This window comes from Bradyrhizobium sp. LA6.1, assembly GCF_040547805.1.
Taxonomy (GTDB): Bacteria; Pseudomonadota; Alphaproteobacteria; order Rhizobiales; family Xanthobacteraceae; genus Bradyrhizobium; species Bradyrhizobium barranii.
Genome location: NZ_JBEPQK010000002.1, coordinates 573,126 through 589,002 on the forward strand (window position 1 = coordinate 573,126; position 15,877 = coordinate 589,002).

General features: G+C 64.8%; 19 protein-coding genes. 12 read left to right on the top strand and 7 right to left on the bottom strand.

The features are described from left to right. Window positions 1-164 precede the first annotated feature (164 nt). Together ABIB99_RS06345 and ABIB99_RS06350 are read left to right on the top strand one after the other, a co-directional pair. Complete coding sequence (locus tag ABIB99_RS06345; RefSeq protein WP_354175116.1) at window positions 165-1,340, top strand: MFS transporter; 1,176 nt, start codon at window positions 165-167, stop codon at window positions 1,338-1,340. 91 nt (window positions 1,341-1,431) lie between these two features. Then, window positions 1,432-1,809, top strand: a complete 378-nt coding sequence (locus ABIB99_RS06350) for a hypothetical protein (RefSeq protein ID WP_028150242.1) — start codon at window positions 1,432-1,434, stop codon at window positions 1,807-1,809. 40 nt (window positions 1,810-1,849) lie between these two features. Here ABIB99_RS06350 and ABIB99_RS06355 read toward each other — a convergent pair whose 3' ends face one another. Together ABIB99_RS06355 and ABIB99_RS06360 are read right to left on the bottom strand one after the other, a co-directional pair. Continuing rightward, entirely contained in the window at window positions 1,850-2,176 is a 327-nt protein-coding gene (locus tag ABIB99_RS06355) for a GrlR family regulatory protein (protein ID WP_063982511.1), read from the bottom strand. 168 nt (window positions 2,177-2,344) lie between these two features. Then, complete coding sequence (locus tag ABIB99_RS06360) at window positions 2,345-3,670, bottom strand: alpha/beta hydrolase (RefSeq protein ID WP_071912671.1); 1,326 nt, start codon at window positions 3,668-3,670, stop codon at window positions 2,345-2,347. A gap of 328 nt (window positions 3,671-3,998) precedes the next feature. Between ABIB99_RS06360 and ABIB99_RS06365 the strand changes: the two genes are divergently transcribed. After that, a complete protein-coding gene (locus tag ABIB99_RS06365; RefSeq protein WP_354175118.1) occupies window positions 3,999-5,363 on the top strand; it encodes an APC family permease in 1,365 nt (454 codons plus the stop codon). Window positions 5,364-5,365: 2 nt separating this feature from the next. Beyond that, window positions 5,366-6,580, top strand: a complete 1,215-nt coding sequence (locus tag ABIB99_RS06370) for a hypothetical protein (RefSeq protein ID WP_354175120.1) — start codon at window positions 5,366-5,368, stop codon at window positions 6,578-6,580. 128 nt (window positions 6,581-6,708) lie between these two features. On the opposite strand, the gene ABIB99_RS06375 is transcribed toward ABIB99_RS06370, so the two are convergent. Beyond that, complete coding sequence (locus tag ABIB99_RS06375; protein ID WP_354175121.1) at window positions 6,709-6,918, bottom strand: hypothetical protein; 210 nt, start codon at window positions 6,916-6,918, stop codon at window positions 6,709-6,711. 101 nt (window positions 6,919-7,019) lie between these two features. Further along, on the bottom strand, window positions 7,020-7,358 hold the full coding sequence (gene yidD, locus ABIB99_RS06380; protein ID WP_354175122.1) for a membrane protein insertion efficiency factor YidD: 339 nt from the start codon (window positions 7,356-7,358) through the stop codon (window positions 7,020-7,022). 248 nt (window positions 7,359-7,606) lie between these two features. On the opposite strand from yidD, the gene ABIB99_RS06385 reads away from it, so the two are divergent. Then, window positions 7,607-8,503: a COG3904 family protein gene (locus ABIB99_RS06385; protein WP_063982516.1), complete on the top strand. Its 897-nt coding sequence runs from the start codon at window positions 7,607-7,609 to the stop codon at window positions 8,501-8,503. A 51-nt stretch (window positions 8,504-8,554) separates the two neighbouring features. Here the strand turns inward: ABIB99_RS06385 and ABIB99_RS06390 are convergent, their stop codons facing one another. Beyond that, the gene (locus tag ABIB99_RS06390) at window positions 8,555-9,010 is read right to left on the bottom strand and encodes an iron-sulfur cluster assembly scaffold protein (RefSeq protein ID WP_014494348.1); all 456 of its coding nucleotides are present in this window, start codon (window positions 9,008-9,010) and stop codon (window positions 8,555-8,557) included. 242 nt (window positions 9,011-9,252) lie between these two features. Here ABIB99_RS06390 and folE point away from each other — a divergent pair, with 242 nt between their 5' ends. The 4 genes from folE (at window position 9,253) to ABIB99_RS06410 (ending at window position 12,932) form a co-directional block, all read left to right on the top strand. Further along, complete coding sequence (folE, locus tag ABIB99_RS06395; RefSeq protein WP_354117657.1) at window positions 9,253-9,945, top strand: GTP cyclohydrolase I FolE; 693 nt, start codon at window positions 9,253-9,255, stop codon at window positions 9,943-9,945. A gap of 46 nt (window positions 9,946-9,991) precedes the next feature. Continuing rightward, complete coding sequence (gene hisI / locus ABIB99_RS06400) at window positions 9,992-10,414, top strand: phosphoribosyl-AMP cyclohydrolase (protein WP_354175124.1); 423 nt, start codon at window positions 9,992-9,994, stop codon at window positions 10,412-10,414. A 140-nt stretch (window positions 10,415-10,554) separates the two neighbouring features. Beyond that, window positions 10,555-11,574 carry a lytic transglycosylase domain-containing protein gene (locus ABIB99_RS06405; RefSeq protein ID WP_354175125.1) on the top strand — a complete coding sequence of 340 codons (1,020 nt, stop codon included), beginning with the start codon at window positions 10,555-10,557 and terminating at the stop codon, window positions 11,572-11,574. Between the two features lie 182 nt (window positions 11,575-11,756). Beyond that, window positions 11,757-12,932 (top strand): DUF2336 domain-containing protein, encoded by a 1,176-nt coding sequence (locus tag ABIB99_RS06410; protein WP_354175126.1) that lies wholly within the window; start codon window positions 11,757-11,759, stop codon window positions 12,930-12,932. Window positions 12,933-13,108: 176 nt separating this feature from the next. On the opposite strand, the gene ABIB99_RS06415 is transcribed toward ABIB99_RS06410, so the two are convergent. Both ABIB99_RS06415 and ABIB99_RS06420 read right to left on the bottom strand, forming a co-directional pair. After that, window positions 13,109-13,687: an Hpt domain-containing protein gene (locus ABIB99_RS06415; protein WP_354175127.1), complete on the bottom strand. Its 579-nt coding sequence runs from the start codon at window positions 13,685-13,687 to the stop codon at window positions 13,109-13,111. Window positions 13,688-13,718: 31 nt separating this feature from the next. Then, on the bottom strand, window positions 13,719-14,264 hold the full coding sequence (locus tag ABIB99_RS06420; protein ID WP_008549760.1) for a response regulator: 546 nt from the start codon (window positions 14,262-14,264) through the stop codon (window positions 13,719-13,721). Window positions 14,265-14,436: 172 nt separating this feature from the next. Between ABIB99_RS06420 and ABIB99_RS06425 the strand changes: the two genes are divergently transcribed. The 3 genes from ABIB99_RS06425 to ABIB99_RS06435 are packed head-to-tail and all read left to right on the top strand — an operon-like array spanning window position 14,437 to window position 15,876. Beyond that, window positions 14,437-15,000, top strand: coding sequence for a DUF2975 domain-containing protein (locus ABIB99_RS06425; RefSeq protein WP_354175129.1), 564 nt, complete (start codon window positions 14,437-14,439; stop codon window positions 14,998-15,000). A gap of 2 nt (window positions 15,001-15,002) precedes the next feature. Beyond that, the gene (locus ABIB99_RS06430) at window positions 15,003-15,257 is read left to right on the top strand and encodes a helix-turn-helix domain-containing protein (protein ID WP_049807677.1); all 255 of its coding nucleotides are present in this window, start codon (window positions 15,003-15,005) and stop codon (window positions 15,255-15,257) included. A gap of 34 nt (window positions 15,258-15,291) precedes the next feature. After that, the gene (locus ABIB99_RS06435; protein ID WP_354175131.1) at window positions 15,292-15,876 is read left to right on the top strand and encodes a hypothetical protein; all 585 of its coding nucleotides are present in this window, start codon (window positions 15,292-15,294) and stop codon (window positions 15,874-15,876) included. The last annotated feature ends 1 nt before the right edge of the window (window position 15,877 follow it).

Sequence of the window (15,877 nt, forward strand, 5' to 3'; positions counted from 1 at the left end):
CCTGCGAACGAGCGCAGGTAAGCGGGAACGAGCGATATATCAGGCGATTCGGCCTGTGCAATCCGGCATTTCCAAGAAAGTCGCGCGCAAAAGCTTGGGCGATGCTCCAACTATTTCGCACCGCGCCCTTTAACTGGTCGCAGGCCTGCTCTACATGCACCTGCATGGAAAATCCGCCCGCGGCCGGCCGTTTCACGCCAACCGCCCTGATGCTCGGCAATCTCGTCACCGGCTGCTCGGTGCTGGCGCCGGCGGGCATGCTGCCGGAATTGGCAACGGGGCTCGACGTCAGCATCCATGCGGCCGGGCTCCTGATTACCTTCGGCGCGATCACGCTGTGCATCGGCTCGCCGCTGACGGCTTGGCTCACCAGCCGAATCGACCGCAGGACGCTGCTCGCGACGACGCTTGCGGTGCTCGCCCTCGGCAATCTCGCCTCGGCATTTGCCCCTGACTACACGGGCCTGCTCATCATTCGCCTGCTGATGCTGGCGGTCGGCGCGCTCTACACGCCGCAGGCTGCGGGCACGGCGGCGCTGATCGTGCCGGTGAAGCGGCGGGGCAGCACCATCGCCTACATCTTTCTCGGCTGGTCGTTAGCTGCGGCCGTCGGTCTCCCGCTGATCACTTTCATCGCCAGCCGCTATGGCTGGCGCGCGGCCTATGACGGGATCGGCGCGCTCGGCTGCATCAGCTTCCTGTTGTTGCTGCTGCGCCTGCCGGCGGGCTTGAAGGGCGCGCCGGTGGACCTGAAGACCTGGAGCGCGGTCGGCCGCAGCAGGACGATCCTGCTGCTGCTTGCGATCACGATGCTGCAAATGTCCGGGCAGTTCGTGGTGTTCACCTTCATGGGTCCGCTGCTCAAGAAGCTGACCGAGGCGAGCCCGGATGCAATCGGCATGGTGTTCGGCATCTACGGCGTTTGCGGTTTCCTCGGCGTCGTCATCGCGACCCGCATCGTCGACACCTGGGGGCCTTATCGGACGTCGCTGCTGTTCACCTGCCTGCTGTTTGCGGGCATCACCGGCTGGGCGCTCGGTGCGGGGAGCCTGGTGTTCATGGCGCTCGCGGTCGCGATCTGGGGCCTCGGCTTTGCGTCAACCAATTCGATGCAGCAAGTGCGGCTGGTCGCGGCTGCGCCGCCGCTCGCATCGGCGACCGTCGCGCTCAACACCTCCGTCCTCTATGTCGGCCAGGCTGTCGGCTCCGCCATCGGCGGGCTGCTGTTCGCCCGCGAGCTGCTGCATCCGCTTGGTTTCGTCGCGGTCGGCTTCGTCGTCCTGGCGCTAATCCTCGTGGTTCTGACTCGACCCCGGCCGGCTGCTGCCACCACGGCCTGAAGGGTGCGTTTTCCTATGCGCAAGGTGCTTGGCAAACCACGCGCGGGAGCGCTAGAAGGCGAGGCATGGGGACCAAAGAGAGTTGACTGACATGAGGATGATTCTGGCGGTTGCCGCGGTGCTCTATTCAGCCTCCGCGTTTGCACAAACCGACAAGCCACCCATGGTGGGGGACAAGCCGCTGGTGCAGGTCACGCCCAAGGGGACCAAAGAGGCCGCGGCCAAGCCGGCCGCGGCGCCGAAGGGCAAGCCGCAGTCGATCGCGGCACGGCTCCAGGCCTGCCTCGACCTCGATGACGGCACCAAGGACCGCCTCAACTGCTACGACGCCGTGATCGCGCCGCAGCCGAAGCCGAAGCCGGCGAAGGCCAAGGGCTACGCCGATTGCCGCTTCTTCAAGGAAGAGGACGAGCGGCTGGCCTGCTTCAACGGCTTTGCCGAGAGCATTCCGAAGCTGCCCAAGACCTGAACATCAAGACCTGAAGATCGAGAGCCTGGAAGCCGGACGGCTAGTCGCTGATCCGGCTCAGCACGGCTCTGAAGGCAACGCCCGGCACTTGCAGCGCGGTGCCTTCGAATTCCGCCGTGTCGCCGTCCTCACGGCCGGCCAGCGTCAGCGTGATCCTGTCGTGCCCGAACAGAGGCTTGAAGGACGGATCGTCGTTGTAGCGCTGGGTCGAAATCTTGACCTTGATGCTGTCGCCTTCCCCGACGTAGGTCCCGATGAAAGCGAAGGCGGAATTGCCGCCGCGCATCTTGCCATCCGTCACATAGACGACGCCGCAGCCGGTTCCATGAACCGTGTGGAAGTCGACCTTATACAGTCCCTGACGCACCGTCTGTCCCCGCAGAATTCAAGCTAAAACTTGGCCGGCAAATTATGATCGTTGCCAGCGGAAGCAATCCGGTGGCTCCCGGGGATGTCGGCCATCAACATCACATTTTGATCAAAGCCTGCGGCAATTGCGGGCAGCGCGGCCAAATGCCGGCGCGCGCAATATCGGCTAGCGGCTCGATGCGGCTGGATTGGTGGACGCAACGCGCGTCAGCGCCAACGACGGCGTCGCCGACATCTTCACCAGCACGTCCTTGAGCGGGTCCCGGGTCCAGGCGCGCGTCACATAATCACGATGCGTGATGCCGTCGCCGGTTTCGACGAACACCACGCTGCCGGGACGGAGTGGCCCGTCCATGTCCTCGGAGACGCTGATGCCCTTTTGCCGCAACATGCTCATCAGCTCGCGGTCGCGCCGCGCGGTGTAGCGGGTGTAGGAGCTGACGAAGAAGCCGGAGCGGTGGCTCTCGATCCAGGAGGCGAACTTGTCCATTTCGCCGTAGACGGCATCGAGCAGGACGACGCCGCGGACGCGGTCGCTGATGCCGCCGACCTCGAGGCTCCAGGCCGTCGGCAGGAAGCCGCCGCTATAGCCGACGATCACGATCGGCATGTTGGCGAAGGCGCGGGCGTTGTTGGGATCGCCGGTGAGCCGGGCCAGATGGGCCGCCGACTCTTCCATGAAGCGCTTGAGGCCGCCCGCCTGCCAGAACTTGCCGGCGCTGGAATCGGCGGCATCGACCGCCATCTGCGGCGCCAGCAGGATGGCGTTGGCGCCGGAATCGGTGACCTGCTGCGGTACGAGTTGGCGGTCGCGCACGTCGCGCTCCAGCGTTGCGCCGTTGCCGTGGAAGAACACCACGATCACGCCCGGCTTGCGCACGTCGAAATGCTCGGGCACGTGCATCAGCACGCGGCTGTCGCTGTAAGTCTCGTCCTGCCAGTAGACGCGCCCGGAATAGCTGCGGTGGCCGCGGCGATCGCCCTTGGAGATGTTGAGGAACGGCGCGTCGGAGGCGGGGTTGTTGCCGAAATAGGGGAAGGCCGACGATTTCATGCTGACGAGCGTCGTCAGGTCTTCACGTGCCGGACGCTGGTAGGGGATTTGCGGTGCGAGTGAGGCGACCTTGTACGGCGCCTGCTCCGGCTGAGGCTGCTGCTGGACGGCGCGTTTGGGCGAGAAGTCCGACATCTGGCGTTGCAGAAGACTCTCGCTCGCCGACGGGAAGCGCTCCTTGAATTGCGGGGCGGGGAAGCGATCCTCGAACGTGTCGCTGCTTGCGACCTGAGGATTGGTCTTCGCGACGATTTGGACGTTGGCCTGCGAGTTCGCCGCGAGCGCCGCCGGGTTGGGGGCCCTGCCGCATTGAACCAGCGTGAGCGACAGCGGCACCAAGGCTGAGACCAGCGCGATCCGGCGCGCACCACTGCGCGCGCCGGACAGCGTCCGATCAGCACGAATGTCAGCTCTCAATTTCGGAGCGGCCCCGACCATCCACCCATGACCCCAAGTCATGTCCACGAGCCCAGCGGCAATATTCAAGCTAATTGAGCCGACTGGCGTTTAGGCGACGTTAAGTGTCCGGATAAACTTCCCCAAATCCGGAATGCTCAAAGGGACCATGCAATCGTGTCCTGAATGTGGGGTGCGAAACGGGATTCTCCGGTGTTTGCGGGGCTTTATTGCCCAGGATCGCGCACAAAAGGTGCCGCGATACCGATTCTACGCGCCACATTTAACCCTTGTTAACCCTGCTTGAATTGACTGGACCAGACTGCACGATGCTCCCAACGACACGTGACGCCTGAGGTTGAGGACCCCGATGACGGCATCAGATGCGGGACCAGCACCTTGGACCGGCCGGCTGACGGGCGGGCCGGGGGTCTCCGTTCTGGTCGCAACCGCCATCGTCGTTGCCGACATGATCGGGGTCGGCGTCTTCACCAGCCTCGGCTTCCAGGTCAAGGACATCCCGTCCGGCTTCTCGATCCTGTTGCTTTGGACCGTCGGCGGCATCGTCGCGCTGTGCGGGGTGTTCTCCTACAGCGAGCTCGGCGCCATGTTTCCGCGCTCGAGCGGCGAGTACAATTTCCTCGGCCGCGCCTATCATCCCGCCTTCGGCTTTCTCGCCGGCTGGGTCTCGGCGACAGTTGGCTTCGCAGCGCCTGTCGCGCTTGCGGCGATGGCGTTCGGCGAATACGCGAAATCGGTCGTTCCCGATCTGCCGCCGATCCCGCTCGCCATCGGCGTGGTGTGGCTGGTCTCGATCGTGCAATTGACCGGCGTCAGGCACTCATCGACCTTCCAGCTGATCTCGACCATCCTCAAGGTCGTGCTGATCGTCGCCTTCCTGCTCGCCGGCTTCGTCATCGGCACGCCGCAGCCGATTGTCTTCACGCCACAGCCGGGTGATCTCGCGCATATCGTCAGCGCGCCCTTCGCGATCGGCCTCGTCTTCGTGATGTACTCGTTCTCGGGCTGGAATGCCGCGACCTACATCATCGGCGAGATGAACATGCCGCAACGCGATCTGCCGCGCGCGCTGCTCGCGGGCACGCTGATCGTGCTCGTCCTGTACGTCGCGCTGAATGCGGTGTTTCTCTACTCGACGCCGGTTAGTGCGCTGGCCGGCCAGCTCGACGTTGCCAGCGTCGCGGGCAGCGCGATCTTCGGCAGCCTCGGCGGCCGGATGGTCGGTGCGATGATCTGCGTCGGCCTGATCTCCTCGATCAGCGCGATGATGTGGATCGGCCCGCGCGTGATGATGACGATGGGCGAGGACATTCCGGCCCTGCGCGTGTTCTCGAAGCGATCGGTGAGCGGCGCGCCGGCCTATGCCATCCTGTTTCAGCTTGCCGTCGCCAATCTGCTGCTGTTCACGCGCAGCTTCGAGGCGGTGCTCGACTTCATCCAGTTCGCGCTGTTGTTCTGTTCGTTCTTCACGGTCGCCGGCGTCGTCAAGCTGCGCATCACCGATCCCGACCTGCCGCGGCCCTATCGCGCCTGGGGATACCCGTTCACGCCGCTCGTTTTCCTGCTCGTGACCGCGTTCATGATGTACTACCTGTTGACCGAGCGGCCGGTGCAGTCGCTGGCGGGGATGCTGCTCATGCTCTCGGGCCTGTTGATCTATGCTGTTTTCCGCAGGCGGCCGGTCGCCGCTGGTACGTCATCACACCGCGAATAGACATGTTTCGACCCATGAGAATTGCGGCCGTCGCTCTTGCCCTGCTGGCCGCGGCCGTCTCGTCTGCACGTGCCGCCAACGTCACCTTCGATGATACCGCGCGCTTTCTCGCGGGCATGCAGCCTTCGCCGGACTCGCCGCTGGTGCCGCTCACCAAAGACCCGGGCTGGCAGCGCCACGCAAAATTCTTCGACGGCGCCTTCGCCCAGCTCGAGCAGCGGCAGCTCTCGAAGATCCGCAATTGGGCCGACGTCAATCTGGCCGCGCCCCGGCCGACCATGTTCTACTTGTTCAGCGGCCCCGACTTCCTCTACGCCGATGCGTTCTACTCCAAGGCCAGCACCTACGTGCTCGGCGCGCTGGAGCCGGTCGGCGCGGTGCCCGACCTGACGCGGCTGCCGCGCGGCTCGGTCGGTGCCGCGCTCTACAATGTCGAGCGTTCGCTCGGCTCGATCCTGAGCTTCTCCTTCTTCATCACCAAGCACATGAAGGTCGACCTGCACGCCAACCAGGTCAACGGCACGTTGCCGATCCTCTATGTCTTCCTCGCGCGCTCCGGCAAGACCATCCGCAATGTCGAGATGATCGCGCTCGACGACAAGGGCGGGGTGCATACGGGAGGCGACAATCCGGGACGGAACGCGACGCGCGGTGTCCGCATCACCTTTGCCGGAAGCGACGGCGAGGCGCGCACGCTGTACTATTTCTCGACCGATCTCTCCAATGCCAGCGCGCGCAACACGGGATTTCTGAAATTCTGCGAGACGCTCGGGCCCGGCAACAGCCTGCTCAAGAGCGCGTCCTATCTCCTGCACAAGGGCGACTTCTCCGTCGCTCGCAACTGGCTGCTGGCCAACAGCGCGACCATCATCCAGGACGATTCCGGCATTCCGCTTGCGAACTACAATGCGCAACAGTGGCGGTTCTTCCCGTTCGGCCGCTATCTCGGACCGATCGACGAATTCCCCGGCCGCTACCAGGAGCGCTACGCCGAACTGTTCACGCGCGCCCAGCCGATCGATTTCGGCGTCGGCTATCGCTGGCGGACGCATGAATCGAACTTGCTGCTGTCGGTGAGGGTGCCGGGAAGCGAGACCGCGCCGGCTGCGGAGACCACCTCGTCCGCCGAGCCGTCGCCAAAGCCGCCGCGTCCGAAGCGGCTGCGTCCGCCCGAGTCGATCCCGCCACCGCCCGGGCGCTTTTTCTGGTTTCGTTAGGTTGCCTGTTTCGGCGGGTGTCACGCGCTCCGGGCGATGACAACCAGCCGTACGAACGCGAACGCCATCTGATGGTATGTCGCCAAACCCGATGCGGGTCGGCTGGTGCTCGATCTCTAACGTCCAGCCTACCAGTGCACGCTCTGGCTCGGCACGATGAAGGCCGTCGTGCTCGGCGGCGTGGCAAGGCTCGTTGCCAGATACCAGCCGGAGCCGACCACGAGCGCCAGCAGCGCAATGATGGCAATCATGTCGAGGGTTCGTGGGTCGTGATGCCCTCCGGAACCAGGATGTGGACCAAGCCTGAAGTGAAAATGAGGGCTGATTTTCCGGCGCATTCTTGTTTCCTCCCGTAGGAGCATCACAACAACGCGAGGGGGAAGTTCCGGTTCCATTCAAGGCAGCGATGCGCGAAGCGCCGCGGCGTTCCTGGTGATATTCAGGACGCGTTGACGCCGCGCCAGCGGCCGTAGCGCCAGGGCAGATACCAGTGCGCGCCTTGCGGTGCGGTGAGGGGTACGTTGTCGATTCCCGATGTGCCGAAAGGATTGCAGCGAAGCAGTCGCGCGAGCGTCATCCAGCCGCCGGCCCACAGCCCGAACCGTTCGATCGCCTCGTCGCCATAGACCGAGCAGGTCGGCAGGTGCCGGCAATTGTAGCCGACCAGCGGCGAGAGCGTGTGGCGGTAGAGCCAGATCAGTGCGCGGCCGAATCGACGCGGGAGCCGGCGCGCGCCCTCAATGGGAGTGGAACAGTGCTCGCAGGTTGAATGCTTCATGGGCGCTGTGCTGCGATCGTGAGCGAGGTATTGCGCGGTTCCGGCGCAGGGAACCGCAAGTTGTTGTTTCTGCGCCATATTTCCCGTGCTTTTTGGGAGCAGTGCAGCAAGTACCTGTGGACGATCTGTATTCCCCCGGATACCATTTTTATGACGACCGTGTGTAGAAACATACGCCCGTATGATGGACTCAGAGGGCGCTACCGAGGACTGTTGGGGAACCTTTGGGGCTTGGGGAAGGAACCAGATTGAGACTTCTGAACTCCCTCGACCGTCGCGGCTGGTTGTTGCTTGGGGCAGCCGCGCTTGGCGCCGCACTCTTCGGAGCTGTGGCTACGACCGGCACAACGGCTCATGCCGGTGCCGCCCTCGAAGAGCGCAAGCTGCCGATGAAGTTCAACTGGGTCGCCTGCGACCCGAACTGCCGCGGCTGGGTCAGCGCGGTCGGCATCATCACCGCCGATACGCCGAGGGATTTCGAGGAGTTTTCGCGCGGACGCCAACTTGGCGGCGCGACCGTGGTGCTCGACTCCAGCGGCGGTTCCGTCAACGACGCGATCACGCTCGGCCGGCGCTTCCGCAATCTCGGACTTTCGACCACCGTCGGCATCAGCGTTCAGAACCGCAGCGGGCAGTCGGCCCGTCCGGCGGTTGCGCCCGAAGCCTATTGCGAATCCATGTGCGTGTTCCTGCTGCTGGCCGGCAAGAAGCGCTACGTGCCGGAAGCCGCTCATGTCCGGGTCCACCAGATCTGGATGGGCGATCGTGCCGACGATGCCAAGGCGGCGAGCTACAGCGCGCAGGACCTGATGATCGTGGAGCGCGACATCGGCCGGCTCGCCAAATACACGTTCGATATGGGCGGCGCCGGCGACCTGCTCTCGCTCGCGCTCAGCGTGCCGCCGTGGGAAGATCTGCACGAGCTGGATGCTGGCGAGCTGAAGCTCACCAATCTCGTCACCACCAATCTGGTGGCCGACGTGCTGCCGCATGTGGACGTCGCGGCGCCCGCGGTGGCGGAACTTGCGCCGAAGACGCAGGCGAGGTTCGGCGCAGAAGCGGAACCGCAGCCCGTCAAGTCGACCAAGACGGCGGAAGCCGTGGTGCCGACCGGTGCGGCGCAAAGCGCAGGCTCGCAGAAGTAGGATTTCCCTGATCGTCATGCCGGGGCGCGCGCCGGAATGACCTCGACCAAATCAGCCCTGCGCCGCGGCCGGCTGCTTGGCTTTCGCCTCGATCTGGCCGATGGCATCGACCACGGCATCGAAGGTCAGGAGGGTCGAGGCGTGTCGCGCCTTGTAGTCGCGGACCGGCTCGAGGAACTTGATCTCTTCCCATTTGCCTTCAGGAGGCGCGCCGTTCTCCTTGAGCATCTTGCGAACGGTTTCACGTAACTCGCGGAGTTCGCTCGCGGTCGAGCCGACGACGCGACTTGCCATGATGGATGAAGAGGCTTGTCCGAGGGCACAGGCCTTCACGTCATGGGCGAAGTCGGTGACCTTGTCGCCCTCCATCTTGAGGTCGATCTTCACGGTCGAGCCGCACAATTTGGAGTGGGCGGTGGCGGTGGCGTCGGGGTCCGGCAGCCGTCCGAGGCGTGGAATATTCCCGGCCAGTTCGATGATCCGCTTGTTATAGATGTCGTTCAGCATGTGATGGAGTCCAACACTTCCGCACCGGATCGGCCTTGGCGGGCGCCGCCCACGGTCCTATATAGGGGCGGAACTGGCGGAAAAACAGTCCAGCGGTGCGGCGGCAGCGGTCCAGATCTGCGCTGCCAGCGTGATGACCCAAAGGGCCTTTTTCGTCAAAACTGTTCTCTTCAGGCGTCCGGCGGCTTGCCGCCCCGTCTGCCGGTGACACTCCGGCCGCGAGGCCGTCGAACGGAGTAGACATGGACGCTACGATCAAATCCATCCGCCCGGGCAAGCCCTCCGACCGCCAGCCCGAGAGCCGCCCGGCTGAGCTTGACCCTGCCGAATTCCTCGCGGCCGCCGTCCGCGCCGACCAGCCGCGCCCCGCGCGTGCAGAGGCGGAAGCGGCGGTGAAGACGCTGCTCGCCTATATCGGCGAGAACACCGCGCGCGAAGGCTTGCTCGACACGCCGCGCCGTGTGGTCGAGGCCTTCGACGAGCTCTATCAGGGCTACCACCAGTGCCCGGCCGAGGTGCTCGACCGCACCTTCGGCGAGACGGCCGGCTATGACGACTTCGTGCTGGTGCGCGACATCGAGTTCACCTCGCAGTGCGAGCATCACATGATGCCGTTCTACGGCAAGGCGCACATCGCCTATACGCCGGTGGAACGCGTCGTCGGCCTGTCGAAGCTTGCGCGCCTGACCGACATCTTCGCCCGCAGGCTCCAGACCCAGGAGCACATGACGGCGCAGATCGCGGCGGCCATCGACGAGATCCTCAAGCCCCGCGGCGTTGCCGTGCTGATCGAGGCCGAGCATACCTGCATGTCGGTGCGCGGCGTTGCCAAGCATGGTGCCTCGACCTTCACCAGCCGCTTCACCGGCATGTTCCGCGACAATCCGGCGGAGCAAGCCCGTTTCCTGTCCCTGGTGCGAGGCGCGACGCGCTGACCTCGCGAAGGTCTATGTCCGCGTCATGCTCCAAGCGAGGACGCCCGTGTCCGCTCACTCCCATGAGATCGAGGAAGGCCTCGCTTTCCTGCCGAAGTTCGACTCCGCCGGCCTCGTGACCTGCGTGGCGACCGACGTCGCCACCGGTGACGTGCTCATGGTCGCGCACATGAACGACGAGGCGCTGCGCAAGACGATTGCGACCGGCGAGGCCTGGTACTTCAGCCGATCGCGCAATGCCTTGTGGCGAAAAGGTGAGACGTCGGGTCAGACCCAGCGCGTGATCGAGATCCGCACCGATTGCGACCAGGATGCGGTCTGGATCCGTGTCGAGCAGATCGGCGCGGCCTGCCACACCGGCCGCCGGTCCTGCTTTTACCGCAAGGTCGAGGCCGAGGGCGGCGGCGCCAAGCTGGTCTTTGTCGATGCGGACAGGTTGTTCGATCCGGACGCCGTCTACAAGAAATAGCCCGTCGTCACGCCGGGTTCGGGCCGGAATGACGGCGAACGGCCAGATTAACCCCGCATTAACCATACCTGTCCCACGGTGAGACGACAGGCGCCGAATTGCCGGCGTCGCTCAACGCCGCACGGGGCGGGCACTCCATCATGTCGGTCGACAATTCCAGTGCCTCTCAGACGACGGGTCTCGATCCGTCGCGGGCACGCGTCGCCGGCACGATCAAGCAGGTCTCCAACCGGACGGGCGTCAGCTTCCAGTACATGCTGACGACCGCCAAGATGGAATCGGATTTCGATCCGACGGCGGGAGCCACCACGTCGTCCGCCCACGGGCTCTACCAGTTCATCGACCAGACCTGGCTGGGTACGGTGAAGGAGGCGGGCACCCAGCTCGGCTATGGCAATTATTCCGACGCCATCACCAGGACGTCGTCGGGCGGCTACGCGGTCGATGATCCCGCCATGAAGCGGTCGATCATGAAGTTGCGCGACGATCCGGACGCCGCATCAAGCATGGCCGCGGCGCTGACGCAGTCGAACAGTTTCAAGCTGACCGGCCTGCTCGGCCGCAGGCCGTCTGACAGCGAACTCTACATGGCGCATTTCATGGGTGTCGGCGGCGCCGCAAAGCTGATCGCCAATGCCGAGGACAATCCGCAAGCGGTCGGCGCGCGGCTGTTTCCCAATGCGGCCTCCGCCAACCGCTCGATCTTCTACGCCAGGGACGGCCGCGCACGCAGCGTCTCCGAGGTCTATTCGGTGCTCGACGCGCGCTACGCCAGCGCGGCGAATTCGAAGACGACCCGCAGCGCTATGGCGATGTATGGCGACACGCCATCCACGACGCAGGTCGCAAGTGCCAACGGCGTGCAGCCCAGCGCGCCTGTCATCGACAACGTCGCTTATCTGCAGACCTTTCCGGAGGCGCGCGGCGTTACGCCGGTGAGTGCGACGTCGTCGTCAACGGTTGCAGACAACACGCCGATCACACCCGCGTTCCGCTCGATCTATCAGCCCGGCGATACCACGCAGCCGGTTTCGACCACGGTGCAGAAATTGTGGGGCAACAACGCCTCGCTTGCCTCGATCGCATCGGCGACGCCTGACGTGCGTGCGCCGCAGCCGCTCGATCTCTTCAGCGATCGCAGCGGTACGTTCTCGAGCTGATGTCGTCGCGCGAATAACCTGCTCTCGTGTCCCGGACGCGTGGCAGGCGGCTTTGTTCCCTTAACAAAACGTCAATAAAACCAGCCAGTTATGGTGAACGCTTTGTTAAGCGTCGTGGTTTATTTTGTGTTGCAGGTGACAAGCCGTCACCGTTTTCGTTTGTTGTGTAAGCCGGAAGCAGCATGATTGTTCGGCAGTTCATCAATTGGATCAGGACGGCGCCCGCCGGCGAGCGGGCCGAGGCGACGCGGGCATTGGCCCGGGCCTGGCTGATCTCAGACCTTTCCCATGACGACCGTATCGCGGCCGAAGGCGCGCTTCTGATGCTGCTCGACGATCCCTCGCCGCTGGTGCGGCAGGCGATGGCCGAGGCCTTTGCGCGCACCACGGATGCGCCGGCATCGATCGTGCGGGCGCTGTCGGCGGACCAGCCGACCGTCGCGCTGCCGGTGCTCGAACATTCGCCGCTGCTGATCGACGCCGATCTCGTCGACATCGTCGCAACCGGCAATGACGAGGTGCAATGCGCGGTCGCCCGCCGCATCGCGTTGCCGGTGTCGGTTTGCGCCGCCATCGCCGAAGTCGGCTGCGCGGCGGCAGCCCTCGAGCTGATCGAAAATCCCCGCGCGGAGCTCGCGCTGTTCTCCTGGAATCGCATCGTCGAGCGCCACGGCCATCTCGCCGCGATCCGCGAGGCGATGCTGGTGCTTGAGGATCTGCCGGCCGCGACGCGCGCCTCTCTGGTGGCCAAGCTCTCCGAGACCCTTGCGCAATTCGTCGTGGCGCGGAACTGGCTGAGCGCCGATCGTGCCGAGCGCATCGCGACCGAGGCGCGCGACCGCTCGACCATGAACATTGCGGCGCGCTCGCGCGGCGAGGACATGCAGGGCCTCGTGCGCCACCTGCGCATCACGGGCCAGCTCACCGCCGGCCTCATCCTGCGCGCGCTGCTGTCGAGCAATCTCGATCTGTTCGACGCGGCACTCGCCGAACTCGCCGACCTGCCGCTGGCACGCGTCTGCGCGCTGCTGCACGACCGTGGCGGCAACAGCCTGCACGCGCTGCTCCGCCGCGCCGGACTTCCCGAGGCGACCTTTGCGGCGTTCCAGGTCGCGCTCGATGCCTGCCACGAGCAAGGTTTTGTCGATACCGACGACGGCGCGGCGCGGCTGCGCCGGCGCATGGTCGAGCGCGTGCTCACCCATTGCGAGACCGACCGCGGCGCGACCGAACCGCTGATGGTCCTGCTCCGCCGCTTCGCCATCGAATCCGCGCGCGAAGAGGCACGGCTGTTCTGCGACGAGCTCCTCGCGGATGACGCGCGCGATCCGGTGTATGACGATCTGATCGCGGCGTAGCGAGACGCCGTAGGGTGGGCAAAGGCGCGTAGCGCCGTGCCCACCATTGATCCGCACAGCTTATATTAGTTGGTGAGCACGCTTCCGCCTTCGCTCTTCGAGCTGCGGCGGACGAGTCGCTTTGCCCACCCTACGACACTTGCGTTCGCAATAACGAGAGGAGAGAGCGGGAGCCGCTACTCCGCGGGCGCGATGCTTGGTGCCAAAATCACATCGAGATGCTCGGGGCGGTCGCGGTTGACGTGGGCGAGATAGTCGTCGGCGACCTTGCGCAGGCGGCGGCTGAGCTCGGCGGAGACGCTGATGCTGTCGAGCTTGGTGTTTTCATGCACGATGGCGAGGATGGCGTTGATGTGGTGCGTGAACAGCTCGGCCGGCACCTTGTCGAGATCGGGCGCGTGCTCGATGACGCGGCACAGGCTCTCCGCAACTCCCGCCGCCGCCGGATAGCCGAACGTCGCTGCGTCGCCCTTGATGTCGTGCGCGGCGCGGAACAGCTCGTCACGCCGCTCCTTGGTGAAGCCCTCATGGCGGATAGCGACGTAAGCGGCCGACAGACGATTGACCTCGGTCGCCATCCAATCCTTGAACTCACTGGAGAGGCCCGCCAGCGCCTGCTCGGCGCGGGCGACCGGATCGTCCAGGTCCTTTTCTTCGACACGGCGCAGAACCTTGCGCAGCGGATTGGGCTGCGTGATCACTTGGTGCGTGGCGAAGGCCGTGACCTCGATGTCCTTTGCACCGTTCTTCGCCATGATGTCTGCCCCGATCGTGTGAGACGTTGCGCTAGATGGAGGAACGAGCCTTGTCGAGCAGCGAGGGTTGCTGGAGCACCTCGTGCTTTTCGCCGACGCGGCGCTCGGGGCCCATATAGGCGGAGTTGGTGTTGCGGCGCCGGTCCGGACCGAAATAGGTCTTGGTCTTGATGAAGGGCCGGGGATTGGCGACGACGTTGAGGATGCGCTGGTAAAGGCCCTTGGCGGAGATCGGCTTGGCCAGGAATTCGGTGACGCCGGCATCGCGCGCGACCGTGACGCGGCGCTTCTCGGAATGACCGGTCAGCATGATGATCGGCGCGTAAGGATTGCCCTTGGATTCCGGCTGCCGGATCATCTGCGCGAGCTCGAGCCCGTCGAAGATCGGCATCGCCCAGTCGGTGATGACGATGTCGGGCACGTAATGGCTGTACATTTCCAGCGCGGTGGCGCCGTCCTCGGCCTCGTAAACCTCGCGCGCGCCGAAGGAGTGCAGCAGCGTCCGCAGGATGCGGCGCATGTGCGGATTGTCGTCGCAGACGAGGAAGCGCAGCTTGTTGAAATCGATGCGGAACATGACGCCTGGGCCGGAGCGGTCAACTTTCGTTAACCATATCGCGGCGGGGGTTAAGGAAGGGTTGCTGCCGGCATTTCGCGGAGTACGTGACGAGGGAAGGGATTAATATCGTAATTCTGCCATTTTTTATTGTAAAACGATAAAAATATACAATTAAATGGGAGCTAGTCCGATGAGCGTCGTCGCGTTTCCTTTTCCTGCGCCGGTCGAGCCGCGGTTGCGGCGCATCGGACGGATCGTGGCCGTCGGCGCGCTCCTGTGCGTCGCCGGCGCTGTGCTTGCGGTGCCGCTGCTCTGGTCGAGCGATGAGATGCTCCGGCACTGGATCGCGACCCAGTCCCCGCTGGGGGCGCGGCCCTTCACGCTCAATTTCAGTACGCGCCTCGCCGGCGCCCTGATCAGCCTGACCGGACTTGCGCCTGTTCTCTACGCCTTGTTGCAGCTCTCGATGTTGTTCTCCCGCTTCGCGCGCGGCGAGGTCTTCGTGACCGACAACGCCTGGCGCATCCGCCGGATGGGCCTCGCGCTGATCGTCAACGCGCTGATATCGCCGCTGGTGCAGATGCTCACCACGCTCAACCTGACGCGGGCCAACCAGCCGGGCCAGCTCGTGGTCATGTTCGGCATCGAGCAGTCGCATGTGCTGTCGGTGCTGAGTGGCCTCGCGCTCGTCGCCTTCGCGACCGTGATGGCCGATGCCGTTCGCATGTGGCACGAGAACAGCGAGATCATCTGACCATGCCGATCATCGTCAACCTCGACGTCATGCTCGCCAGGCGCAAGATCAGGTCGCGTGAGCTTGCCGCGCGCATCGAGCTCACGGAGGCGAACGTCTCCCTGCTGAAGTCGGGCAAGGTGCGCGGCATCCGCTTCGACACGCTCGAGCGGATCTGCGCCGTGCTCGACTGCCAGCCCGGTGATATCCTGGAATATGTCCCTGACAGCGCGGACGACGCGCTGGAGCCGCGCGGGGCCGGCCGGAAATCGGCCTAGCCAATCCTTCAAGCCCAGACTGGAGATGCCTGCGATGAACCGCCTGGCGCGTGTTCTTGCGAGCGCGGCTGCGCTCGTGCTTGCCGGTTGCAGCTCGGTGCCGCTGACATCGATCCCGCCGCTTGCCCGCATCGATGCCAGGACGACGGATCTGTCGATGCTGCGCGTCGCCGTGCAATTGCCTGACGCGCTGCGGCCACGTTCGGGTGGCGTCAAGCTCGACGTCGTCACCAAAGTGGCCGGCGAGGCCGAGACCAGGACGAGCTTCGCCATGATGGAGATGAGCGACGCGCGAGATCGCGCCGGCCTGCCTGTGCCGCCGCAGGGCTCCTCAACCTACGCCTATCGCTTGTCGCCGGGCGATGCTGCGCGCTTCGAAGCGCTACGTGCGTCGATGGTCGAGCAGGGGAAGCAAGGCAAACGCGGGTCGATGGGGCTCGGCGTGGCAGCCAGGGAATTCTGTCGCGCGAACGCGGCGCCGCAGGGATCGCTGCCCGTCACGATCTATCTGATGACGTCGGAGACGAAGAGCTTCGTTCCCGTCGTCAGGGATTTCGATCTGCTCGGTGATCCCGCCATGGCGGGCGGCCTGGAATCGATTCAGCCTTGCGGCCAGTGAT

What these genes read in the sequence shown, in the direction of transcription:
- ABIB99_RS06345 (WP_354175116.1), top strand. Translation starts at nt 165, where the DNA reads ATGGAAAATCCGCCCGCGGCCGGCCGTTTCACGCCAACCGCCCTGATG.
- ABIB99_RS06350 (WP_028150242.1), top strand. Translation starts at nt 1,432, where the DNA reads ATGAGGATGATTCTGGCGGTTGCCGCGGTGCTCTATTCAGCCTCCGCG.
- ABIB99_RS06360 (WP_071912671.1), bottom strand. Translation starts at nt 3,670, where the DNA reads ATGGTCGGGGCCGCTCCGAAATTGAGAGCTGACATTCGTGCTGATCGG.
- ABIB99_RS06365 (WP_354175118.1), top strand. Translation starts at nt 3,999, where the DNA reads ATGACGGCATCAGATGCGGGACCAGCACCTTGGACCGGCCGGCTGACG.
- ABIB99_RS06370 (WP_354175120.1), top strand. Translation starts at nt 5,366, where the DNA reads ATGTTTCGACCCATGAGAATTGCGGCCGTCGCTCTTGCCCTGCTGGCC.
- ABIB99_RS06375 (WP_354175121.1), bottom strand. Translation starts at nt 6,918, where the DNA reads ATGCGCCGGAAAATCAGCCCTCATTTTCACTTCAGGCTTGGTCCACAT.
- yidD (WP_354175122.1), bottom strand. Translation starts at nt 7,358, where the DNA reads ATGAAGCATTCAACCTGCGAGCACTGTTCCACTCCCATTGAGGGCGCG.
- ABIB99_RS06390 (WP_014494348.1), bottom strand. Translation starts at nt 9,010, where the DNA reads ATGCTGAACGACATCTATAACAAGCGGATCATCGAACTGGCCGGGAAT.
- folE (WP_354117657.1), top strand. Translation starts at nt 9,253, where the DNA reads ATGGACGCTACGATCAAATCCATCCGCCCGGGCAAGCCCTCCGACCGC.
- ABIB99_RS06405 (WP_354175125.1), top strand. Translation starts at nt 10,555, where the DNA reads ATGTCGGTCGACAATTCCAGTGCCTCTCAGACGACGGGTCTCGATCCG.
- ABIB99_RS06410 (WP_354175126.1), top strand. Translation starts at nt 11,757, where the DNA reads ATGATTGTTCGGCAGTTCATCAATTGGATCAGGACGGCGCCCGCCGGC.
- ABIB99_RS06415 (WP_354175127.1), bottom strand. Translation starts at nt 13,687, where the DNA reads ATGGCGAAGAACGGTGCAAAGGACATCGAGGTCACGGCCTTCGCCACG.
- ABIB99_RS06420 (WP_008549760.1), bottom strand. Translation starts at nt 14,264, where the DNA reads ATGTTCCGCATCGATTTCAACAAGCTGCGCTTCCTCGTCTGCGACGAC.
- ABIB99_RS06425 (WP_354175129.1), top strand. Translation starts at nt 14,437, where the DNA reads ATGAGCGTCGTCGCGTTTCCTTTTCCTGCGCCGGTCGAGCCGCGGTTG.
- ABIB99_RS06430 (WP_049807677.1), top strand. Translation starts at nt 15,003, where the DNA reads ATGCCGATCATCGTCAACCTCGACGTCATGCTCGCCAGGCGCAAGATC.
- ABIB99_RS06435 (WP_354175131.1), top strand. Translation starts at nt 15,292, where the DNA reads ATGAACCGCCTGGCGCGTGTTCTTGCGAGCGCGGCTGCGCTCGTGCTT.